Origin of the sequence: Streptomyces sp. NPDC086787 (assembly GCF_044745865.1) — a bacterium.
Classification (GTDB): domain Bacteria; phylum Actinomycetota; class Actinomycetes; order Streptomycetales; family Streptomycetaceae; genus Streptomyces.
In genome coordinates this window covers 17159-37783 of record NZ_JBIVBC010000024.1, presented here as the reverse complement: position 1 = coordinate 37783, position 20625 = coordinate 17159, and the positions used below count along the sequence as shown (strand labels likewise).

At 72.0% G+C, this 20625-nt stretch carries 19 protein-coding genes; 1 reads left to right on the top strand and 18 read right to left on the bottom strand.

The features are described from left to right. Window positions 1-24: 24 nt before the first annotated feature. Entirely contained in the window at window positions 25-900 is an 876-nt protein-coding gene (locus ACIPK3_RS32395) for a sigma-70 family RNA polymerase sigma factor (protein WP_402575522.1), read from the bottom strand. A 70-nt stretch (window positions 901-970) separates the two neighbouring features. On the opposite strand from ACIPK3_RS32395, the gene ACIPK3_RS32390 reads away from it, so the two are divergent. Next, a complete protein-coding gene (locus tag ACIPK3_RS32390; RefSeq protein WP_402575520.1) occupies window positions 971-1429 on the top strand; it encodes a carboxymuconolactone decarboxylase family protein in 459 nt (152 codons plus the stop codon). Window positions 1430-1810: 381 nt separating this feature from the next. Here ACIPK3_RS32390 and ACIPK3_RS32385 read toward each other — a convergent pair whose 3' ends face one another. From ACIPK3_RS32385 to ACIPK3_RS32305, 17 genes are all read right to left on the bottom strand, one after another. After that, the gene (locus ACIPK3_RS32385; protein ID WP_402575518.1) at window positions 1811-2413 is read right to left on the bottom strand and encodes a dTDP-4-dehydrorhamnose 3,5-epimerase family protein; all 603 of its coding nucleotides are present in this window, start codon (window positions 2411-2413) and stop codon (window positions 1811-1813) included. 103 nt (window positions 2414-2516) lie between these two features. Further along, entirely contained in the window at window positions 2517-3989 is a 1473-nt protein-coding gene (locus ACIPK3_RS32380) for a DHA2 family efflux MFS transporter permease subunit (RefSeq protein ID WP_402575516.1), read from the bottom strand. Window positions 3990-4235: 246 nt separating this feature from the next. Further along, window positions 4236-4706 (bottom strand): ester cyclase, encoded by a 471-nt coding sequence (locus ACIPK3_RS32375; protein WP_402575514.1) that lies wholly within the window; start codon window positions 4704-4706, stop codon window positions 4236-4238. A gap of 202 nt (window positions 4707-4908) precedes the next feature. Continuing rightward, window positions 4909-5481 (bottom strand): cupin domain-containing protein, encoded by a 573-nt coding sequence (locus ACIPK3_RS32370; protein ID WP_402575512.1) that lies wholly within the window; start codon window positions 5479-5481, stop codon window positions 4909-4911. Between the two features lie 49 nt (window positions 5482-5530). Then, entirely contained in the window at window positions 5531-7024 is a 1494-nt protein-coding gene (locus ACIPK3_RS32365) for an MFS transporter (protein WP_402575510.1), read from the bottom strand. 62 nt (window positions 7025-7086) lie between these two features. After that, window positions 7087-8019 (bottom strand): TauD/TfdA family dioxygenase, encoded by a 933-nt coding sequence (locus ACIPK3_RS32360; RefSeq protein WP_402575508.1) that lies wholly within the window; start codon window positions 8017-8019, stop codon window positions 7087-7089. Beyond that, window positions 8016-9647, bottom strand: a complete 1632-nt coding sequence (locus tag ACIPK3_RS32355; protein ID WP_402575506.1) for an AMP-binding protein — start codon at window positions 9645-9647, stop codon at window positions 8016-8018. The genes ACIPK3_RS32360 and ACIPK3_RS32355 overlap by 4 nt, the downstream gene beginning before the upstream one ends. Beyond that, window positions 9637-10290, bottom strand: coding sequence for a thermostable hemolysin (locus ACIPK3_RS32350; RefSeq protein ID WP_402575504.1), 654 nt, complete (start codon window positions 10288-10290; stop codon window positions 9637-9639). The genes ACIPK3_RS32355 and ACIPK3_RS32350 overlap by 11 nt, the downstream gene beginning before the upstream one ends. A gap of 48 nt (window positions 10291-10338) precedes the next feature. After that, on the bottom strand, window positions 10339-11526 hold the full coding sequence (locus ACIPK3_RS32345; protein ID WP_402575502.1) for an FAD-dependent oxidoreductase: 1188 nt from the start codon (window positions 11524-11526) through the stop codon (window positions 10339-10341). A gap of 38 nt (window positions 11527-11564) precedes the next feature. Next, complete coding sequence (locus tag ACIPK3_RS32340) at window positions 11565-12557, bottom strand: aldo/keto reductase (protein WP_402575500.1); 993 nt, start codon at window positions 12555-12557, stop codon at window positions 11565-11567. 177 nt (window positions 12558-12734) lie between these two features. Continuing rightward, window positions 12735-13619 (bottom strand): ester cyclase, encoded by an 885-nt coding sequence (locus ACIPK3_RS32335; protein WP_402575498.1) that lies wholly within the window; start codon window positions 13617-13619, stop codon window positions 12735-12737. A 44-nt stretch (window positions 13620-13663) separates the two neighbouring features. Further along, window positions 13664-14785 (bottom strand): 3-oxoacyl-ACP synthase III family protein, encoded by a 1122-nt coding sequence (locus tag ACIPK3_RS32330; protein ID WP_402575496.1) that lies wholly within the window; start codon window positions 14783-14785, stop codon window positions 13664-13666. A gap of 1 nt (window position 14786) precedes the next feature. Next, a complete protein-coding gene (locus ACIPK3_RS32325; RefSeq protein ID WP_402575494.1) occupies window positions 14787-17183 on the bottom strand; it encodes a beta-ketoacyl synthase N-terminal-like domain-containing protein in 2397 nt (798 codons plus the stop codon). After that, a complete protein-coding gene (locus ACIPK3_RS32320; protein WP_402575492.1) occupies window positions 17180-18469 on the bottom strand; it encodes a beta-ketoacyl-[acyl-carrier-protein] synthase family protein in 1290 nt (429 codons plus the stop codon). Before ACIPK3_RS32320 ends, ACIPK3_RS32325 begins: the two co-directional genes overlap by 4 nt. Continuing rightward, window positions 18466-18885 (bottom strand): 3-hydroxyacyl-ACP dehydratase FabZ family protein, encoded by a 420-nt coding sequence (locus tag ACIPK3_RS32315; protein ID WP_402575490.1) that lies wholly within the window; start codon window positions 18883-18885, stop codon window positions 18466-18468. The genes ACIPK3_RS32320 and ACIPK3_RS32315 overlap by 4 nt, the downstream gene beginning before the upstream one ends. After that, window positions 18882-20168: a beta-ketoacyl-[acyl-carrier-protein] synthase family protein gene (locus tag ACIPK3_RS32310; protein ID WP_402575488.1), complete on the bottom strand. Its 1287-nt coding sequence runs from the start codon at window positions 20166-20168 to the stop codon at window positions 18882-18884. The genes ACIPK3_RS32315 and ACIPK3_RS32310 overlap by 4 nt, the downstream gene beginning before the upstream one ends. Next, a complete protein-coding gene (locus ACIPK3_RS32305; protein WP_402575486.1) occupies window positions 20165-20617 on the bottom strand; it encodes a 3-hydroxylacyl-ACP dehydratase in 453 nt (150 codons plus the stop codon). Before ACIPK3_RS32305 ends, ACIPK3_RS32310 begins: the two co-directional genes overlap by 4 nt. Window positions 20618-20625 lie beyond the last annotated feature (8 nt).

The window sequence follows — 20625 nt, the reverse complement described above, 5'->3', positions numbered from 1 at the left end:
CGGTTGCGTGGTCCGTCGGCCACCTCATTTCAGGAGGTTGAGGCCGGGCAGGCGGTCGGGGTCCTTGAGGATGTCCAGTGCGGTGACGCGGCCGCCGTGGATGGTGAACGACATGACGGCCAGCGGCCGGCCCTCGGCGAACGAGACCACGCCCGGTGTGCCGTTGACCAGCACCAGGTGCGCGTCGGTCGCGAAGCGGGAGAAGGTGATGGCCTGGGATGCCACGTCGGCGGCGCCGCGGCGCCGGATGCCCGGGATGAGGGTGCCGCCGTCGGAGCGGGCGACCACGTCGGGGGCGAGGACGGCGAGCAGGGCCTCGAAGTCGCCGCCCCGGGAGGCGGTCAGGAAGGCTTCGACGACCTCGCGTTTGCGGGCGTGGTCCGTGTCGGCCGCCGGGGTGGCGCCCTGGACGCGGCGGCGGGCCCGGCTGGCGAGCTGCCGGGTGGAGGGCGCGGTGCGGCCGAGGGCGGCGGCTATGTCGTCGAAGGACACGTCGAACATGTCGTGCAGGACGAAGGCGAACCGCTCGGCCGGGGAGAGGGTGTCCAGTACGACCATGAGGGCGAGGCCCACCTCGTCGGTGACCAGGGCCTCCTGTTCGGGGGTGACCAGCGGGTCCGGCAGCCGCAGCGGTGCCTCCTGCTCGGGCAGCGGGTCCTCGCGCCGTGAGGCGCGCGAGCGCAGCATGTCCAGGCACACCCGGCCGGCGACCGTGGTGAGCCACGCCCCGAGGTTGCGCACGTCGCTGATGTCGGCGCGGCTGAGCTTGAGCCAGGTCTCCTGGACGGCGTCCTCCGCCTCGGCGAGTGAGCCCAGCATCCGGTAGGCCACCGCCCGCAGGCCCGGGCGCTCCGCCTCGAAACGCTCGGCGCGCTCTGCCAGAAATATTTCCCCGCTCACCTGTCACATCCCCGTGTTGTGATCCGTCGGTCCAGTGACAGACGCTAACGGATCACAAGGAGAGCATCGGATGAACGCCCGGATGAAGAACCCCGCTCTGGTCCTGCCCGACGCCACGAAGGGCATCCAGAACATCTACAAGGCCGCGTACCAGGGCGGGGTGTCCCCGCAGTTGCTGGAGCTGGTCCATCTGCGGGCCAGTCAGATCAACGGCTGCAGCGCCTGTGTGTTCTCCGGTGTGGCCGGTGCGAAGAAGCACGGTGAGACCGACGAGCGTCTGCATGCCGTGGCCGCCTGGCGCGAGGCGCCGTTCTTCAGTGACGAGGAGCGTGCCGCCCTGGCGCTGACCGAGGCCGCCACCCGGATCGCCGACCGTCCGGGCAAGGCCGTCTCCGACGAGGTGTGGAACGAGGCCGCGGACCACTTCGACGAGCGGCAGCTGTCCTCGATCATCCTGATGGTCGCTCTCACCAACTTCTTCAACCGCATCAACACCACCATCGAGGAGCCCGCCGGCACCACCTGGTAGGGCCGGTGGGTCACAGGGTGAGGGGGGAGGTGGCGGGGTCCGCGCAGGACGGCGCTCTGCCGGTAGGGGGGCGGGTCCTGGAGGAGGGTCGCGGAGTTCGGCGTACAGCGGGTAGGGGTCGGCGCGGTTGGCGTAGTCGCTGATCCGCTCCATCAAGGTGTCCGCAGCCACGCGCGTTCCTCCACGCCGGAATTAACGCTCCGTCATGCCGGTCCCCGTGGTGAATGATCCCCCACGGGTTCGTGGGTGGGGCCGGGACGCGCGGGCGTCGCGGCTGTCGGCCCCGCCCGGAGCAGCTTCGCTCCCCCGTGCTCCGGGGTGTGGCGGGCCTGTGGCCGTCCGGGCTGGGCGGGTGGTTTGCGTGGCCGGTTCAGGGGGGTGTCAGGAGGGTTTTGGTGCGCGGTAGGACGCCTTCGCCTGTTCGTAGGTGGGCAGCAGGCCGGCGGTGACCGCTTCGGCGAGGGTGGGTGCGGCGGCGTCCTTGGGTGAGCGGATGAAGGGCTGTGAGGTGTCCCAGGGGATGCCGATGGCGGGGTCCAGGGCCTGGATGTCGACCATGGTGCCGTGTACGTACTCCTCGGAGCACAGGTAGTTCATGCAGGTGTCGTCGGTCAGTGCGAGGAAGGCGTGGCCGAGGCCGTCGGGGAGGTAGACGCCGATGCCGGAGCCGGCTTCCTGGAGGGTGGTGTCGAACATGCCGAAGGTGGGTGAGCCGACCCGCAGGTCCACGACCACGTCCAGGGCGGCGCCGCGTACGCAGGTGACGAGTTTGGCCTGGCCCGGGGGCAGTGTGGTGCCGTGGATGCCGCGCAGTGTGTTGCGGTGGGAGACCGAGTAGTTGACCTGCCGGACCTCGAAGGTCTGGCCGCCGGCCGCGGTCAGTTCGCTCAGCCGCCAGGCCTCGAAGAAGTGGCCGCGGTTGTCCGCGATGTGCGACGGGGTGATCCTGAAGGCGTCCTTGACCTTCATTTCCTCGATGGCCATGCTTCTCCGCTTCCTCGGGTGCCGGGAGCTGTGCGGGTGCGGGGCGTTGGCGCGTGGCGCCGGTCTCCCGTGCGGGGAGGCCGGCGCCACGCCTGATGTGCGGTCAGCGGGCGGTGGCCGCCGGCTGGGTCTTGTCGTGTGCGGCGGCCGGGGAGCCGGCCACGGGTGCGGTTGCGGCCGGTGCGTGGCGGCCGGGCACGATCAGCATGGACAGGGTGCCCAGGCCCACCGCGGCGGCGCCCACCCACATCGCCGGGACCAGGCCGTCGACGAAGTTCTGCGGGGAGGCGAAGCCGCCGTTGGCGCTGAAGATGGAGGCCAGCAGGGCGACGCCGAGGGCGGCGCCGACCTCGCGGGTGGCGGCCGTGACACCGGAGGCGATGCCCTGTTCGTGCTCGGCGACCGAGCCCATGGTGAGGTTCATCAGCGGGGCGTAGAACATGGCCATGCCCGCGCCGCAGATCATCAGGGCGGGGAGCTGTTTGACGTAGGAGACGTCCGGGTCCATGACGAGGGCCCAGTAGGCCATGCCGGCGGTCATCATGGCGAGGCCTACGGCGACGACGGGTTTGCCGCCGATGCGGTCGGAGACCATGCCGGCGATGGGTGCGACCACCATCGGCATCGCGGTCCAGGCGAGCAGCCGTACGCCTGCCTCCATCGCGGAGTAGCCCTGGATGAGCTGGAAGAACTGGGTCATCAGGAAGATGGCGCCGAACATGCCGACCGACATGAGGACGCCGGCGAGGTTGATGCCGGTGAACGCGCGGCCGCGGAAGAGCCGCATGGGCACCATGGGTTTGTCGGTGCGGTTCTCCCACAGGACGAACAGGGCCATCACGGCCGCGCCGCCGAGGAGTCCGGTGAGGACCATCGGGGAGGTCCAGCCGTTCTCGTGGCCCTTGATCAGGCCGAGGACGATGCCGAACAGGCCGATGCCGGACAGGACGGTGCCGGCGGCGTCGAGGCGGGAGTCGGCGATGCTGCTCTCGGCGAGTTTGCGCCAGGAGATCGGGGCGAGGAGCAGTCCGATCGGCACGTTCAGCCAGAAGATCCACTGCCAGGACAGGTGCTCGACGATGACGCCGCCGACCAGCGGGCCGGCGGCGATCGACAGGCCGTTGATGGCGCCCCAGATGCCGAGGGCGGAGCCGCGCTTCTCCGGCGGGACGGCGACGGTCAGCAGGGTGACCGACAGCGGCATGACGATGGCGGCGCCCGCGCCCTGGACGGCGCGGGCGGCGATGAGTGCGCCGACGCCGGGGGCCAGGGCCGCGGCCGCGGAGGCGCCGGTGAACAGCAGCAGGCCGAGGCAGAAGACCTTGCGGCGGCCGAACCGGTCGCCGAGTGCGGCGCCGAACATCATGAGGACCGCGAAGGACAGGGTGTAGGCGTTGACCGTCCATTCCAGGTCCGCGAGGCTGCCGCCGAGCTTCTCCCGGATGGTGGGCAGCGCCGTGATGATCACGAGGTTGTCCAGGCCCGCCATGAAGGAGGCGAGGCCTGTGGTGAGGATGGCCCAGAAGACCAGCCCCTTCGTTCCTCCGCCCGCTGATGGGGGGTTGACGGTGCTCATTCGAGCATCCTTTCTGGAGGCGGTCGGTGCGAGATGCTCGTCGCGGAGAGTCGCAAGGACGAATTCCGGCGTACGACAGTGGCGGCCGGGCACACGGCGGGCCGGCGCGCACGACGCTACGGACGGAAACTCGACTTCCCCTTGAGTCCGGCTCGGCGGCCGCTCGGCCCCCGGGGCGGGCGGATGTGCCGCGGGGCCCCCGGGGCCGTGTCCGGCCGGGGGCCCCGCGGGGCCGTCCGCCCGGGTTCAGGCGAGCTGGCGCTGGAAGGTGGCGATGTCGAAGTACAGGGTCTCGTCGATCAGTACGTCGCCGTCGAAGTGGAAGATGACCAGGACCGGGGCGTCGATGGACTTGCCGTGGTTGGGTATGCCGCGCCAGTCGGCTTCCTGCTTGCCGCGGGCCCAGGCCTCCAGGATCACCGCGGTGGGGGTGTGGTGGACGTGGAGCAGGTCGTGTTCGAGGTTCGGGAACGCGGCCTGCATGTCGTCGAAGTAGCCCTTGCGGATGGCGTCGGGGCCGGTCAGTTCGGCTTCCTCGAAGGCCTGGATGCGGTAGACGGGGCCGCGCGGGAACGTGGCGAAGACGCCGTCGATGTCCCATTGGGTCTCGGCGATGGTGTGCGCCATGACCACCGCCTCGCGCCGCTTGCGCAGGTCGGCGTCGGGCGCGGGGAGATCTGCACCTGGGAGAGTGAATCCGTGCTGGTCGCTGGCCATGTTCCCGTTCCTCCACGCGTCGCGGTGAATCCGGTGGATCCCGTCCGGTGCTTCCGGTGGATCCGCTGGGGCCGACGCTAGGACGCGTGCCTCGTCCGGCCCTCGCTCCGCACTCGCCCGGCACTCGCCGCACGCTCGCCGCCGGCTCGCTGCGGGCTCGCAGGGGACTCGAAATCCGGCCGGAGGGCCGGAGTCGGGCGGGTCAGGCCGTCTGGGGGTGGGCGGCGGGCCGTTCCTGCGGGGGGCGGTAGGTGGGGCGGTAGCCCAGGGCCACGGACAGCGGTGCGAGCGCGGTGCACAGTGCCATGTCGACCAGGAAGGGGCGGCCGGTGACGACCCGGTACTCGTCGCGGAAGCCGAGCGCGAGGAGCGGCATCTGCAGGCGCGGGCTGCCGTCCGGCTTGAGGCGTCCTTCGTTGGTCAGGCCCCACAGGGTCTCGAAGACCGATTCGGTCTTGTAGGCGGGTGTGGTGCGCCAGGTGATCCGGGCCCGTTCGGGGCCGGGGTTCCAGATGGAGTGCACGGCGCCCGGCGGGATGTAGAACTCGTCGCCGGGGCCGTACTCGTGCAGGGTGCCGTTCAGCAGGAGGTGCAGCCGTCCGGCTTCCACCTGCATCCGCTCGGTCTGCCGGGGGTGGTAGTGCTGGGGCGGCTTGATGCTGGCCGGGGAGTACTCCACGGCCACCTCCACGTAGGCGCCGTCCGTCTCGGCGGCGGTGGCCAGGAAGGTGAGCCGGTCCTCGCCCAGCCGCAGAACGTCTCCGGGGCTTGCCATGAGGGTCTCCCTTGCAAGGGGTGGGGGGTGGAAGTGGGCTGTCGGGCTGTCAGGTGGTCTGTGGCTGTGCCGTGCTGGTGGTGGTGCGGCGCCGGCCGGGCAGGCCGACGACGGCGTTGACGAGGTTGAGCACCGCGATGCCGGCGGCGATCCAGAAGCCGAGGTGCAGTCCGTCGAGCCAGGCGACGGCCGGTGCGGTGCCGGTGGTGAGTTCGGCGGTGGTGCGGGTCAGGGCGCTGGTGGCGACGGTGGCCACGCCCAGTGAGGCGCCGACCTGGAAGGCGGCGACGAGCACGCCGGAGGCGATGCCCTGCTGTTCCTGCGGGACGTCGGAGACGCCGGCCACGTTGACCGGGATGGTGCAGCACTGCATGGCCGCGCCGAGGATCAGCAGGGCGGGCAGGACCTGGGTGGCGTAGTCGCCGTCGTGGGGGGCCTGGGTGAGCAGGAACAGGCCGGCGACGGAGCCGGCGGCGCCCGCGATGTAGACGGGGCGTGGGCCGAAGCGGTGCATGACGCGGGTGGCGGGGGCGGTGACGGCGATGGCGATGACGCCGAGCGGCAGGAACGCGAAGCCGGACTTCAGGGTGGACCAGCCCAGGGTGCGCTGGAGGTAGTAGCTGCTCAGGAACAGGACGGCGGCCTGCACGCCGCTGGTCAGGATGCGGCCGACGGAGGAGGCGACGAGTGAGCGGGTGGCGAACAGCCGCATGGGCATGAGCGGGTCGGCGACCTTCAGCTCCACGACGACGAACGCGGTGAGCAGCAGCAGCGAGGCGGCGAACGGGCCCGTCACGTACGGGGTGGAACGCCAGCCGTGGTCCTGGATGTTGACGATGGCGTAGACGAGTGCGGCCAGGCCGCCGGTGACGGTGACGGCGCCCAGCCAGTCGGGGCCAGCGCCGGGGGTGAGGGTCTCGCGGCGGCCGCCGAGGAGCAGTACTCCGGCGACGGCGACGACGCCGAAGGGGATGTTGATGTAGAAGATCCAGCGCCAGTCGAGGCTGTCGGTGATGACGCCGCCGAGGACGACGCCGAGGGTGCCGCCGAGTCCGGCGAGTGCCGCCCAGACGGCGAGCGCGGTGGTGCGTTCGCGGCCCTTGGGGAAGGAGGTGGTGACCAGGGACATGGCGGCGGGTGAGAGGAAGGCGGCGCCGCAGCCCTGCAGGGCGCGGGCGGCGATCAGTACGGCGGTGCCGCCGGCCAGTCCGCACAGCAGGGAGGCGGCGGTGAACAGGACGGCGCCGACCAGGAAGGTGCGGCGTCTGCCCCAGCGGTCGGCGGTGCGGCCGCCGAGCAGCATCAGGCCGCCGAAGCAGAGGATGTAGCCGGTGAGGACCCATTCGGTGGCGGTGGCGCTCGCGCCGAGGTCCGCCTGGATGGCGGGCAGGGCGAGGTTCACGACGGTGGTGTCGAGGAGGACCATGAACTGGGCGATCGCGACGAACACGAGCAGGCGCCAGCGCCGTGGGTCGGGCGGGGGGTTCTTCTCGGCGGGTGACGTGTGCGGTTCGGTGCCCATGGCTGCCTTTCGTGTGTCCATGGCTGCCCCACTCTGCCTTTCTGCCTCTGTTCTGCCTCTGTCCGGCGGCCCGGGGGGTGCCGTCAGGCGGCGTCGGGTACGGCGATGTAGCTGAGTGCGTTGTAGATGGTGCGGTGGGGGTCGGTGATGGCGCGGCGGCCGTGCATGACCCGGGTGTTGTCGATGACGGCGATGTCGCCGTCCTGCCAGTCGAGGTTCTCGGTGAGGGCGGCGGTGACGGCCTCGACCTCGGCGAGGAGTTCGGGGGTGAACTCGGTGCCGTCGGCGAAGGTGATCTTCGGCTTCTCGTAGTTGAAGGAGGGGCCGAGGATGCTGTTGGCGAAGGAGGGGCGGGTGCCGAAGACGGTGATGTCGGCGGCGGGGGTGGTGTAGGAGTAGCGGATGCCGCCGTCGGCCTCGGGCACGATCTCGGTGCCCTTGAGGGTGGCGGTGAGGGCGAGGAGTTCGGATATCTGGATCTCTTCGGCGGGCTTGCTGCGGCCGAGGAGGTGGTGGGCCATGCCGCGCCACTGGGTTTCGGAGACGTAGCGGCTGTAGACGATGTCCTGCTGGGAGAACGCCTCGCGGGCGGCCGGGGACAGGGCGTCCCAGACGCGGTAGCCGTCGCAGACGGTGGTCTGGGAGCCGGAGGTGGCGGCCTTCTCGCAGAAGAACCAGGCGAGGTGGGAGCGGAAGGGGCTGTTGCCGTTCTCGGTGTGCAGGCCGACCTCGTCGAGGCCGGCGTCGACTTTCTGGGCGACGTCGGAGTAGAAGTCGCGGGCGGGGTCGAGGGTGGTGGAGGTGGAGGTGTTCTGCACCAGGGCGGTGAAGGACGTCATGTCGGTGTCGAAGCCGCGCAGCAGCAGGAAGCCCGCTTCCTTGAGGAGGGCGAGGAGTTCGGTGGTGTCGACGGCGTCGGGGGCGGTGCCTGCGGCGGGTTGCACCAGCAGGCCGCTGCCGGTGCCGTAGGGGCTGGTCTTCACGGCGGTCTTCGAGGTGTTCGCGGCGGTGCTCATGCCTTCTCCTTGATACGGGTGTCCGCGGCGTCCGCACCGGAGGCGTCGCCGAGCAGGTGGGCGCGGATGGTGTCCCGGCGCGGGCGGCCGGTGACGGTGAAGCAGCGGGCGTAGTCGGGGTCGTCCTCGGCCATGAGGCGGATGACGGCGGCGCGTTCGATGGCGGAGAGGCGTTCGTTGCCGAACTCCTCGATGCGGCGGCGGGCGGTGGTGTGGTCGAGCCCGGCCTCCACGACGAACAGGCCGTGTACGGCTTCGAGTCCGTCGGCGACGATGGCCGCCTCGCGGACGAAGCCGAGTTCGCGGTAGCGGGCTTCGACCCACTCCGGGGAGATGTTGCGGCCGCCGGCGGTGATGACGAGGCTCTTCTTGCGGCCGGTGATGCGCAGGTAGCCGTCGTCGTCGAGGGCGGCGAGGTCGCCGGTGTGCAGCCAGCCGTGTGCGTCGACGACGACGCTGGAGGGGTCTTCGCGGGTGTAGCCGGCGAACAGGGAGGTGCTGCGGATGAGGAGTTCGCCGTCGTCGGCGAGCTGGACCTCGACGTGGTCCAGGGGGCGGCCGACGGTGCCGAAGCGGACTTCGCCGGGGAAGTTCCAGGAGACCACGGAGGAGTTCTCGCTCAGGCCGTAGCCCTCGTGGACGGTGAGGCCGTGCTCGTGCAGGCGCTGGAGGATCTCGGCGGGTACCGGGGCGCCGCCGCAGGCGATGAAGACGGGGCCTTCGTGGCCGAAGATCCGCAGGTGGCGTTGGGTGGTGTTCTCCTCGGGCTGCTGGTCGCACAGGGCGAGGAACAGTCCGGCGACGGTGGGCGGGACGACCAGGGCGGTGGGCCGGGCCCGGCGCAGCAGTTGGAGCATGCGGGGGGCGGCGTCGGCGGCGGTGCCGACCAGGGCGGTGCCGGGGGGCATGAAGGTGACCGAGCCGCCCGCGAGGAAGGGCATGTAGAGGCCGGCGACCTGTTCGATGAGCAGGCTGAGCGGGACGATGGAGAGGTAGCGCTCGAACAGGGCGGTGGTGGTGCGGGCGCGCAGGGAGGCGAGCAGGGCGTCCATGCCGTGGCGGCGGATCCGTACGCCCTTGGGGGCGGAGGTGGTGCCGGAGGTGTGGATGACCTTGACCACGGCGTCGTGGGCGGGTGCCGGCCAGGCGGGCGCGGTGGCGGGTGCGGCGGCCAGCAGGGCGGGCAGGTCGATGGGGGTGACGGGGCAGCCGTCGGGCAGTACGCCGGTGGTGCGGTCCTTGGTCCAGCGGGCGAGGGCGTCGGTGCCGCCGTCGTCGACCAGGCAGAGGTCGGCCGTCTCGAAGAGGGAGGCGGCCTGTTCGGCGGCGAAGGCGGTGGGGACGGGGATCTCGACCGCGCCGGCGAACAGCAGGGCGAGGTCGGCGGCGACCCAGTCCGGGGAGTTCTCGGCGAGCAGGCCGACCCGGGCGGGGCGGCCGTGCTGCTGTTCCCAGTCGCGCAGCCGGGCGGCGAGGACGAGGGCGGCGCCGATGATGTCGCGGTAGCGGTAGGTGCGTTCGGTGTCCGGGGTGTTGCCGGCGGACAGGACGCGGACCATGGTGTCGTCGCTGTCGGCGCGGGCGAGGAGCTGGGCGGTCAGGTTCACGGTGTGGGTGTCAGGCTGCACGGGTCAGCACCCTCTGCTCGGGGCGGTTGCCGACGAACCGCATGTCGACCGATTCGAAGCAGTAGCGGCCGATCGCGGCGAGCAGCAGGGTGCTCTGGGCGGCGGCCTCGGCCCAGCCGACGACGGGCCGGGTGTCGTAGTAGGAGCCCCAGTCGGCGGCCTCTTCGGGTGTGAGGCGGTCGCTGGAGGCGTCGACGAGGGGGTGGAAGACCACGCCGAGGCGCTGCATCAGCATGGCGAGCCGGCCGGTCATGGTCATGACGGCGTAGGGGCGGCCGAGGCAGGCCATGACCAGGGGCAGTGCCTTGATGATCTCGCCGCCGGCGGTGGCGCGGACGGAGGCGATGTTGCCGACCTGGAGGATCTGTCCGCGGGCCACCGGGGAGCCGAGTTCGTCGCCGATGACCTGTTCGACGGGGCGGTCGAGATAGCGTTCCAGCAGGATGCCTTCCTGTTCGGGGAAGGACAGGCCCGCGCAGGCGAGGGCGGCCTCGGAGCCGTCCTCCGCGGTCTCGAAGTAGGCCAGGAAGGCGTCCGGGTTGGGCCGGATGCGGGCGTCGTACTGGGCGGCGAACACGTCCTGGACGAGGTCGGCGGCGACCTGCCAGTCCGGGGTGTCGCGCTGGGACAGCGTGATTCGCATGGGTGCACCCCCTCTTCACGGGGTCTGGTGGGACGGGTGGTCAGGTGGTCACCGGCCGAGGGCGGCGGGGCTGGGTGTGCTCACCGGCCGTGCTCGTACGGCGAGTTCGGCGGCTTTGAGGCCGCTGTTGATGGAGGTCTCGGCGAGGATGCCGGGGGCGGCGACGCTGTCGCCGATGAGGTAGACGCCGTCGCCGCGGTCGATGGCGGGCCGGTCGCGCCAGCTGAAGCCGGGGTGGTCGACGGCGCCGGTGCGGCCGCGGGAGACGCCGTCGCGGCGCCACAGGGTGCGTTCGCGCCAGCCCGGGGTGGTGAGGTCGAAGAGTCCTTCCAGCCGTTCGACGGCCTGGGCCTTGTTCTCGCCGGGCCGCAGCGGCATGGCGCCCTGGAAGAGGGCTTCGCCCTTGGGGGCGAGGGAGGGGTCGTGGTCGGAGTACTGGGAGGTGAAGCCGCCTTCGTCCATGTCGAAGGAGACGTTGCCGTCCTTCTTGGAGTGGGTGACGGCCATGTCGACGAGGGCGGCGGTGCCGCTGGGCCAGTCGAGTGTGCTGTCGCCGAGCAGGCCGCGGGCGGCGGCGAGCGAGGTGGCGACGATGACCGGGCCCTTGCCGGTGGGCAGTTCGGTGAGGCGGGAGTTGGTCTCGATGACGACGCCGTGGCGGCGGGCGACGCGGGCCATGCGTGCGACGAGTTGGCCCCAGCCGCCGATGAAGTACCGGCTGGGCAGGGGGAACTTGGGGGTGCCCACGCGCAGCAGGCGTTCCCAGACGAACGCGGCGGACAGGGTGCCGGGGTCGCCGTGGAAGACGATCGGGCCGAGGAAGCCGAGGGCTTCGTTGACGGTCTGCTGCGGGAAGATCTTCGAGGCCCAGTCCTGGAAGGACTGGTCGACGGGGACCGGCCGGTCGCGGTTGAGGAGGGTCATGCGCATGTAGCCGGGGGGCAGGGTCATGCGCAGTCTGCCCTGGTGGCGAAAGCGCATCCGGGTCCACTCGTGGAAGGACAGGCGCACGTAGTGGCCGGCCACGCCGCGCGAGATGAGCCACTGCCAGGCCTCGCCGTTGTTCATGATGGTGTGCGGGCCGTCGTTGGTGATGTACGGCGCCTCGGCGGAGCGGGCGCGGCCGCCGAGGTGGGTGTGCGCCTCGTGGACGGTGACGTGGGCGCCCTGCTCGGCGGCGGCGATCGCCGCTGTCAGGCCGGCCATCCCGCCGCCGATGATCGTGATGTTCACCATGGTTGCTCCTCAGTCACCTTCGCGTCCGTGGCCCCGGGTCAGCGGTTGAGCGTGGCCATGGCGCCTGCGGGGTAGCGGTCCCCGACGGTGCTGCCGTAGGGGGCGATCTCGTCCAGTGCCGCCAGGTCGCCGGCGTTCAGGTGCACGTCGCCGGCGGCGGCGTTCTCTTCCAGGTAGGCGACGCGCTTGGTGCCCGGGATGGCGATGACGTCCTGGCCGCGGGCGAGGACCCAGGCGAGGGCGAGCTGCCCGGTGGTGACGCCCTTGTCGGCGGCGAGCGCGTCGAGGCGTTCGACGACGGTGAGGTTGGCCGCGAGGTTCTCCTCCTGGAAGCGGGGGACGTTGCGGCGGAAGTCGTGGGCGGCGAGCGTGTCGAGGCTGCGGATGCGGCCGGTGAGCAGGCCGCGGCCCAGGGGGCTGTAGGCGACGAAGCCGATGCCCAGTTCGCGGACGGTGGCCAGGACACCGTTGACCTCGACGTCGCGGGTGGACAGCGAGTACTCGGTCTGTACGGCGCTGAGGGGGTGGACGGCGTGGGCGCGGCGGATGGTGGGCGCGGCGGCCTCGGAGATGCCGATGTGGCGTACTTTTCCGGCGGCGACGAGTTCGGCGAGGGCGCCGATGCTGTCCTCCACGGGTACGTCGGGGTCGACGCGGTGCAGGTAGTACAGGTCGAGCCGGTCGGTGCCCAGGCGGCGCAGGGTGCCGTCGACGGTGGCCCGGATGTATTCGGGGCGGCCGTTGATCCGTCCGGTGATGGTGCCTTCGGGGGAGATCTCGTTGCCGACCTTGGAGGAGACGGTGACGGCGTCGCGGCGGCCGGCGATGACCCGGCCGACGAACTCCTCGTTGGTGTGCGGGCCGTAGAAGTCGGCGGTGTCCAGCAGGGTGACGCCGAGTTCGAGGGCCCGGTGGGCGGTGCGCAGGGCCTCGGCGTCGTCGGCGGGGCCGTAGGCGAAGGTCATGCCCATGCATCCGAGGCCCTGCTCGGAGACCGTGAGTCCCTGGCTGCCGAGCTTACGTTGCCGCATGAATCGGTTCCTTCCTGAGCCGTGCGGGCCTGGGAGGGCTGGCGGTTCGGGTGGTACTCCCCCGGGCACTTGCCATTATTAGAAATCCTAGCATTGATATATTCGGGGAAGCCAGCAGCCCGGCCCGGCAACGCGGGTGCCGGGCTGCCGACTTGACGGACCGGCAGCGAACGGGGGTCAGCGGGTGGTGAGCTCGGCGGCGACGTTCGACCAGTGGTGCCCCTGCTCCGCGGCGGCCCGGTCGGCGAGCGCGGCCCACGGGTCGGTGCCGAACACCTCCACGGCGGCCGTGCGCAGCCAGGCGTCGAACTCGTGGCCGGAGTCGCGCAGTTTGCGTCCCGACAGCGCCGGGTCACGGGACTCGAGCCGGAGCACCGCCACGTCCTGCGCACCGACGCGCTGCACGGCGAAGGACTCCTGGACGATGCCGGCCCGCCGGCGCGAGGCCTCGTAGTCGAGCCGGCGCGGTCCGGCCAGCTCCGCCTGCACCTCGGCCCAGCGGCCGGCCCTGCCGGGCGGCAGCGGCACCAGCACCGTCCCCGGCTTCGCGCCGCGGCGGGCCTCGGAGCGGGCGCCGGCGCGGGCGGCGGGGGCGAGGCGGCGCATGCCGAGCACCTCCAGCATGTTGCCCTCGACACCGATGCCCCAGCGTTCGGCGATCAGCCCGTTGTCCAGCAGCCGCCACACCACGACGCCCTTGAACTCGATGTACTGCCCGGTGGGTGCGATGCCCAGGAAGTCGCCGAGGTGGGTGCCGCGCCAGGTGTTGTGGATGACCACGTAGTTGGCGTGGGCGCTCATGTCCTCGATGGTCACGTGCAGGTCGGGGAAGCCCTCCCGCAGACCGGCGATGGTGTACTTGACGCCGTCCAGGTCCTCGGTGGCGCCCGGCAGCGGCTGGTGGTCGACCATCTGGGGGCTGTAGATCTTGTCGACGATGGAGAAGTCGCCCTTGTTGACGAAGACGTCGAAGACCGAGCGGATGGTCTTCTTGTTGCGCTCCTCCACGCTCTGTCCGGACTCACCGGTCGCGGCGGTCTGCACGGTCTGCTGTGTCGACACGTTCGGTCCTTACGGGTCGTAGGGCTGCGGTCTGTGAGTGGCCGTCACTTGCCGGGGTACGGCGCTTCCCAGGTGAGGGTGAGCCCCGCGTAGAGGTAGCGGCTGGCCTCGATGGCGAGCAGCAGCACCTTGTGGCCGGGCCGGATACGGCCCTCGGTCCAGCCGGCGTCCAGGGCGAGGGGGACGGCGGCGGAGCCGGTGGCGCCGACGTCGGTGAGGTTCTCCACGATGTTCTTGGAGAGGACCGCCTGGTCGTCCTCGGAGAGCCCGGCGGTGCCGTACTCGCTGGCGAAGTACTCGGCGTTGCCCTCGGGCAGGACGCAGGCGTCGAGGTCGGCGAGGGCGAGCTGGGAGCGTTCCAGCATGTCGTGGATGCCGCGCACGAAGACCCGGGGGCCGAAGGTGGCGGTGCCGGGGATGTCCAGCCTGATGTCCATGAGGCGCTTGCGGCGCTGCTGTTCGGCGAGCGGGACGTCGGTGCCGCCGCCGACGATGAGCATGCCGGGCTTGCGGGTGCCGCCCATGGAGGCGGTGGCGAAGACCTGCTCGCTGCCCGCGTGCGCGGAACCCTCCTGGCCCGCGCGCAGGACGACCGCGCCGGCGCCGTCGCCGAAGGTGTAGACGGTGAGCCGGTCGCGCATCCGTACGCGGTGCGGGTCGATGCCGAGGAAGATGGGGGCGAGCAGCGGGGAGACGGCTTCCACGCCGATCACCAGGGCGGTCTTGTAGGTGCCGTCGGCGAGCTGGCGGCGGGCGATGTCGAGGGCCTGTACGGCGCCGACGCAGCCGGCCCGGACCTCGATGACGGCGACGCTCTCCAGGCCCAGCTGTTCCTGGACGTAGGTGCCGGCGACCGGGAGCAGGTAGTCGGGGCTGGCGGTGGACACCACGATCAGGTCGATCTCGTCGGCTGCGACGCCGGCCCGCTCCAGGGCCTGGCGGGCCGCCGCGGTGGCCATCTTGGAGGTGCTGGTGCGGTGTTCACCGGTGTCGGGGTCCACCATCCAGTGCCGGCGCTGGACCTGGATGCCCTCCAGGACGTCGTCGGGCAGCGGCCCGGTCACCCGGGCCAGGTCGTCGTTGTCGAGGGGTTCGCCCGGCAGGTGGGCGCCGGTGGCGAGGATCGACACATGGCGGTCGGTGCTGGAGAACGTACGGGAGGGCATGTCATTTCTCCGTAGCGGGACGGGCGGGGCGCAGGACGAGGCTGATGTGGGTGCCGCCGAGTGAGGAGCTGTTGATGAGGACGGGCCCGGGGTCCTGGCCGTGTTCCCAGCCGGTGACCGCGAGCAGGGCGGCCATGGGGGCGCCCGCGCCGACCGGTTCGCCGACGGTCCGTTTGGGGGTGTGGACGGGGGCCCGGCCGGCGAGGCGGTCGGTGGCCAGTTGTTCGGGGGCGTCGGCCCGTTTCAGGCCGGCGGCGTTGGCGTAGATCGCGGCCAGTTCCCCGGCCCGCACCCCGGCGTGGTCGAGGGCCTGGCGCATGGCCCTCTCCAGTCCCTGGCCCTGCGGGTCCCAGCGGCCCACGCCCTGGGCGTCGCAGGCGGTGCCGTGCCCGGCGAACTCGGCCAGGATGCGCGCGCCTCTGGCCCGGGCGGTCGACTCGCGTTCCAGGACGAGCGTGATGCCGGCTTCGGCGAGGGTGTAGTCGGTGTCGGCGAACAGCGGGAGTCCGCGGTAGGCGTCCAGGACGCCGGGTGAGAGGTCCTCGACGGCGGGGACCAGCACGGCCTGGGCGCGGTGCTGGAGCAGCAGGTCGTGGGCGACGGTCAGGGCGGAGGCGCCGGCGGCGTGCCCGGTGGTGATGGTGGAGGTGGGGCCCTTGGCGCCGGTGTTCATGGCGACCTGGCCGGCGGCGGCGTTGAAGACGGTGTTCGGGAAGATGGCCGGGCTGCCGTGGTCGGGGCAGCCGGCCAGTACCGGCAGCAGGAACTCCTCGATGCTGCGCATCGGGCCGAGGCCGGTGCCGAGGACCACGCCCACCTGCTCGTCGGCGGTGAGCCCGGCGTGTTCCAGGGCGGTGCGGGAGGTGGCCACGGCGAGCCGGCCGAGGCGGTCCATGCGGCGGCGCTCGCGCGGCGCGATGGACTTGGGGTCGAAGTCGGCGCGGGCGACGCGCAGTCCGTTCTCCTCGGCGCCGAGCACGCGTCCCTCGCGCCATGCCTGCCACAGTGCCTGGGCGCCGTCACCGGCCGGGGTGATGGCGGCGAACCCGGTGATGACGACCTTGTCGTGCGCCGGGGCGGCGGCGTCGGCGCGTTCTTGTCCGGGCCGTCCGAAGGCGACGCAGGCGTTGGCGCCGGCGAAGGCGAAGTTGTTCGACAGGGCCGTGTCGATGGTCATCGGGCGGGCGGCGGGCACCGCGTCCAGGCCGCACTTGGGGTCCACTTCGGTGAAGTTGGCGGTGGGCGGTGCGGTCTGCTCGACCAGTGCCTGCACGGTGACGATGGCCTCCACCGCGCCGGCCGCCCCGAGCAGGTGCCCGATCATGGACTTGGAGCTGCTGAGTGCCGTGTGCTGGGCGGCGTGGCCGAGTGCGGCGCGTACCGCGTTGCTCTCGGCGGAGTCGTTCTTCGGGGTGCCGGTGCCGTGGCCGTTGATGTAGGCGACGTCGTCGGGGTCGATGCGGGCGGACTGCAGTGCCTGGCGGATGGCGCGGGCGGCGCCCTCGCCCTTGGGGTGCGGGGCGGTGGCGTGGTAGCCGTCGGCGGAGAGGCCGTAGCCGAGGACCTCGGCGAGGATCGGGGCGCCCGCGGCGCGGGCGGCGGACTCCTCGGCGAGGACGAGCATGCCGGCGCCTTCGCCGAGCGAGAGGCCGTCGCGGTCGCGGGAGTAGGGTGCGGCGGGCTTGGTGGACAGGGACTGCAGGCTGGTGAACCCGGCGAACGCGGTCTCGGTGAAGGCGTCGGTGCCGCCCACGAGCATGGCGTCGGCGCGGCCCGCGGCGATGGACTCGCTGGCGTGGGCGATGGCGTGGGCGCCGGAGGCGCAGGCGGTGTTCACCGACAGGGAGGGGCCTTTGAGGCCGAAGGCGCTGCTGACGGCCTCGGCGATGGCCTGCGGGGGGACCAGCAGGTTGTGCCGGGCGTCGTCGTCGGGTGGGGTGTTTGTCCCGCTGCGGCGGGCGAGTTTCTCGGCGCTGCGCAGTCCGCCCATGCAGGAGCCGAGGGCCACGCCCCAGCGTTCGGCGGGGATGTGGGTGAGCCCGGCCTGGCGCAGTGCCTCCTGGGCGGCCAGCAGGGCGAAGTCGATGGCCGGTTCGGGGTCGCGGCCGCCGAAGGAGGCGAGGTAGTCGTAGTCGGGGCGGCGTCCGGTGCGGACCTCGCCGCCGATCTCGGTGGCGTAGCCGTCCATGGGCAGGCCGCGCACCGCGGTGATGGCCGCCTGGCCCGACCGTATGCCCTGCCACAGGGCGGTGGCGTCGTCTCCGTGGGCCGTCACCGCGCCCACACCGCAGACCACGACCCGCCGGGACCGAGCGCCGTGATCCGGCGAGGTGGTGCCGTGCTCGCCGTGGCTCATGTCCGCGCTCCTTTCTGGTGTGTCCTCGGGTATGTCCGTCATGAGGTCCGCTCCATGGCGATGGCCACCGCCTGGCCCTCCAGGCCGCGGGCGACGGCCAGTGCCTGGGCGGGCCGGGTCTCGCGCGGGGTGAGCGGGACGTAGTCCAGGTCGCATTCCGCGGCGGGGTGGGTGAGGTTCTGGGTGGCGGGGACGACGCCGGAGTCGAGGGTGAGCGCGGCGATGGCCGCGTTGAGTGCTCCGGCGCCGCCGACGAGGTGTCCGGTCTGCGGTTTGACGCTGCTGATCTGGGCGGCCTTGGCGGCCGTGCCGAGGGCGTCGTGCAGGGCGATGGTCTCGCTGGCGTCGCCCTGGCGGGTGGCGCAGCCGTGCGCGGCGATGTAGCTGCCGTCGTTGAAGGAGCCGCCCGCGTCGGTCAGGGCGCGGGTCACCGCGCGGGACAGGCCGCGGGCGCGGGCCTGGGGGCTGGGCGGGCGGACGCAGTCGTTGCCGGAGCCGAAGCCGGTGACCTCGGCGTAGCAGTGGGCGCCGCGGGCCAGGGCGTGTTCGCGTTCCTCCAGGACGAGGAGGGCGGCGCCCTCGCCGAAGACGGAGCCGCTGCGGTCGCGGTCGAAGGGGCGGAAGGCTTCCTTGCCGCGTTCGGAGTGGGGGCTGAGTACGCCGAGTCCGTCCATCTTGGACATCGCCCACCAGCCGGTGGCGTCGTCGTAGCCGCCGGCCACGACGATGTCGGCCTCGCCGCGGCGGACGGTGCGCATGGCGCGGCCGACGGCCATGGCGCCGGAGTCGGCGGTGCCGGCGAAGTAGGCGTTGGCGCCGCGGATGCCGAACTTCTCGGAGATGTGGAATCCGGCGGCGGGCTGGAGTCCTTCGACGAAGAACAGGGGGGCGACGATCGAGGAGGCGTTCTGGCCGAGTGTGCGGAGGTCGGGGGTGCCGTCGGGGGCGCGCACGGACTGGAGCTGGGAGATCAGCTCGTCCATGCGGGGCATCTCCTTGTTGCTGCCGAGGAAGAGGCCGGTGCGGTGGCCGAGGTCGCCGGTGTCCTCGAGGCCCGCGTCGCGCAGCGCGAGGACGGCTGCGGCGAGGGCGAGCTGGTCGCCGCGGCAGAGCATGCGCAGGGTGCGGCGGCTCGCCCACTGGGTGGGGTCGAAGTCGTGGATCTCGGCGCCGATTTTGGTCTGCAGGGGGGCGGGGTCGTAGGACTGGATGGGGCCGATGCCGATGCGGCCTTCGAGCAGGTTGTGCCAGGTGGGTGCGGCGCCCTGGCCGATGGCGGTCATCAGGCCGATGCCGGTGACCATCACGCGTCGCCCGTTGTCGCTCATGCTGTGCCCTCCCAGGGCTCGTCGGCGCTCACCAGCGTCAGGGTGCGAGCGGTGGCGACCACCCGGTCCCCGACGCGGGCGGTGGCCCGTACCTCGGTCGTCTGCGGGGTGCTCCCGGTCACCTCGGCGGTGATCCGTACCTGGTCGCCGGGGCCGACGAAGTGCTTGAAGCGCACGCCGCGTACGGACTTCAGCCGCCAGGTGCGCCCGCTGCCGGCGGCGGCCCGGGCGAGTGCGGTCATGCTCTCCAGGAGCAGGACGCCGGGCAGGATCGGGAAGCGCGGGAAGTGGTGGTCGAAGACCGGGAGGGTCTGGGGGACGTTGCGCACGGCGACGGCGCGGCGGCCGGGTTCGAGTTCCTCGATGCGGTCGAAGGCGGGGGCGGCAGGGGTGGTGGCTGCCTGAGCCGTGGTCATGACTCCTCCCGCGGGGCGCCGATGACGATGCTGGTGTTGCTGCCGCCGAAGGCGAACGCGTTGATCAGGGCGGCGTCCACGGGCATCGGGCGGGCGGTGTGCGGCACGTAGTCGAGGTCGAGGCCGGGGGCGGTGCGTTCCAGGTTGACGGTGGGCGGTACCAGCGAGTGCCGCATGGCGCCGACGGCGGCGAGGACGCCGAGGCCGAGGCTGGCGGAGGTGAGGTGTCCGGCCATGGATTTGGGGGCGCTGACGACGAGGTGGTGTGCGTCGGTGCCGAAGACCTTCTTGATGGCGACGGTCTCGGACTGGTCGTTGCCGTGGGTGCTGGTGCCGTGTGCGACGACGTAGTCGATGTCGGCGGTGGTGAGCCGGGCGTCGGTGAGGGCGCTCTGCATGGCCTGGACGGCGCCGGAGCCGTCGGGCGGGGAGTCGGTGATGCGCCAGGCGTTGAGGGTGGAGCCGTAGCCGAGGACCTCGGCGAGGATGTCGGCGCCGCGGGCGAGGGCGGCTTCGCGTTCCTCCAGGACGACGGCGACGGCGCCCTCGCCGACGACGAAGCCGCTGCGGTCGGCGTCGAAGGGCCGTGAGGCGTGTGCGGGGTCGTCGTTGTGCTGGTCGGTCAGGGCGCCCAGGAGGCTGAAGCCGAGCAGGTCGAGCCAGGTGGTGAGGGAGTCGTAGCCGCCGGCGACCATGACCCGGGCGTCGCCCTCCTGGATGGCGCGGAAGGCCTCGCCGATGGCGTGTCCGGAGCCGGAGCAGGCGGTGCTGATGCCCATCATGGGGCCGGTGGCGCCGATCATCCGGGTCATGGCGGCCAGCGGCACGTTCTGGTCGTCGGTCAGGGTCACGGCGGGCGGCCGGCACAGGAACGCGTCCGGGCTGTTGGTGCTGGTGCGCAGGTGCCCGATGTCCAGGAGGACCTGGAGTTCGGGGCGGCCGACGCTGGCGCCCATGGCGACGCCGCGTTCACCGGCGGCGTACACGTCCTCGGGGAGGGTGTCGAGGCCGGCCTTGCGGACGGCTTCCCAGGCGGCGGCGACACCGAACTCGCCGACCCGTGAGAGGTGTTTGCGGCCGATGTGCTTGGGGATGGCCCGGGCCGCGTCGAAGTCCTTGACCTGTGCGGCGATGCGCACCGGGAAGCCCTCGGCGTCGAAGGTGGTGAGTTTGCCGACGCCGCTGCGTCCGGTGGCCAGGCCCTCCCAGGTCGTCTCGGCGTCGTTGCCGAGCGGGGTGACCGCTCCGATGGCGGTGATCACCGCGCGTTTCGTGCCGCTCATCCCACCGGCCCTCCGCCCTGCAGCTGGTGCGCCATGCGCCTGGTGTCCTCGGGGTCGTCGAGCCGTTCGGCGTCGATGAGCGCGCACAGGATGCCGGTGGCCTCCAGGACGCTCTCGCCGTCGACCGTGACGGTGCCGTCAAGGAGGGCGGCCTCGTCGGTCATCGACTCGATGGTGGCGTGCATACGGAGCACCTCTCCGGGGGCCACGTCCCGGTGGGCGGTGGCCTCGCCGACGGCGAGCAGTGCCGCCCGCAGCCGGTGGTCGGTGCTGATCATGATCAGCCAGGTCGCCGCCTGGCACAGGGCCTCCAGAGCGAGGCCGAAGGGCATGGCCGGCCCGTCGGGGGCGGCCTGCCAGTACGTTTCCTCGAGGGAGGTGACCTTGCGCGCGGTGATGCTCTCGCGTGCGGTCAGTGTCTCGATCCGGTCGATCAGATGGAATCGCATCGCAGTCC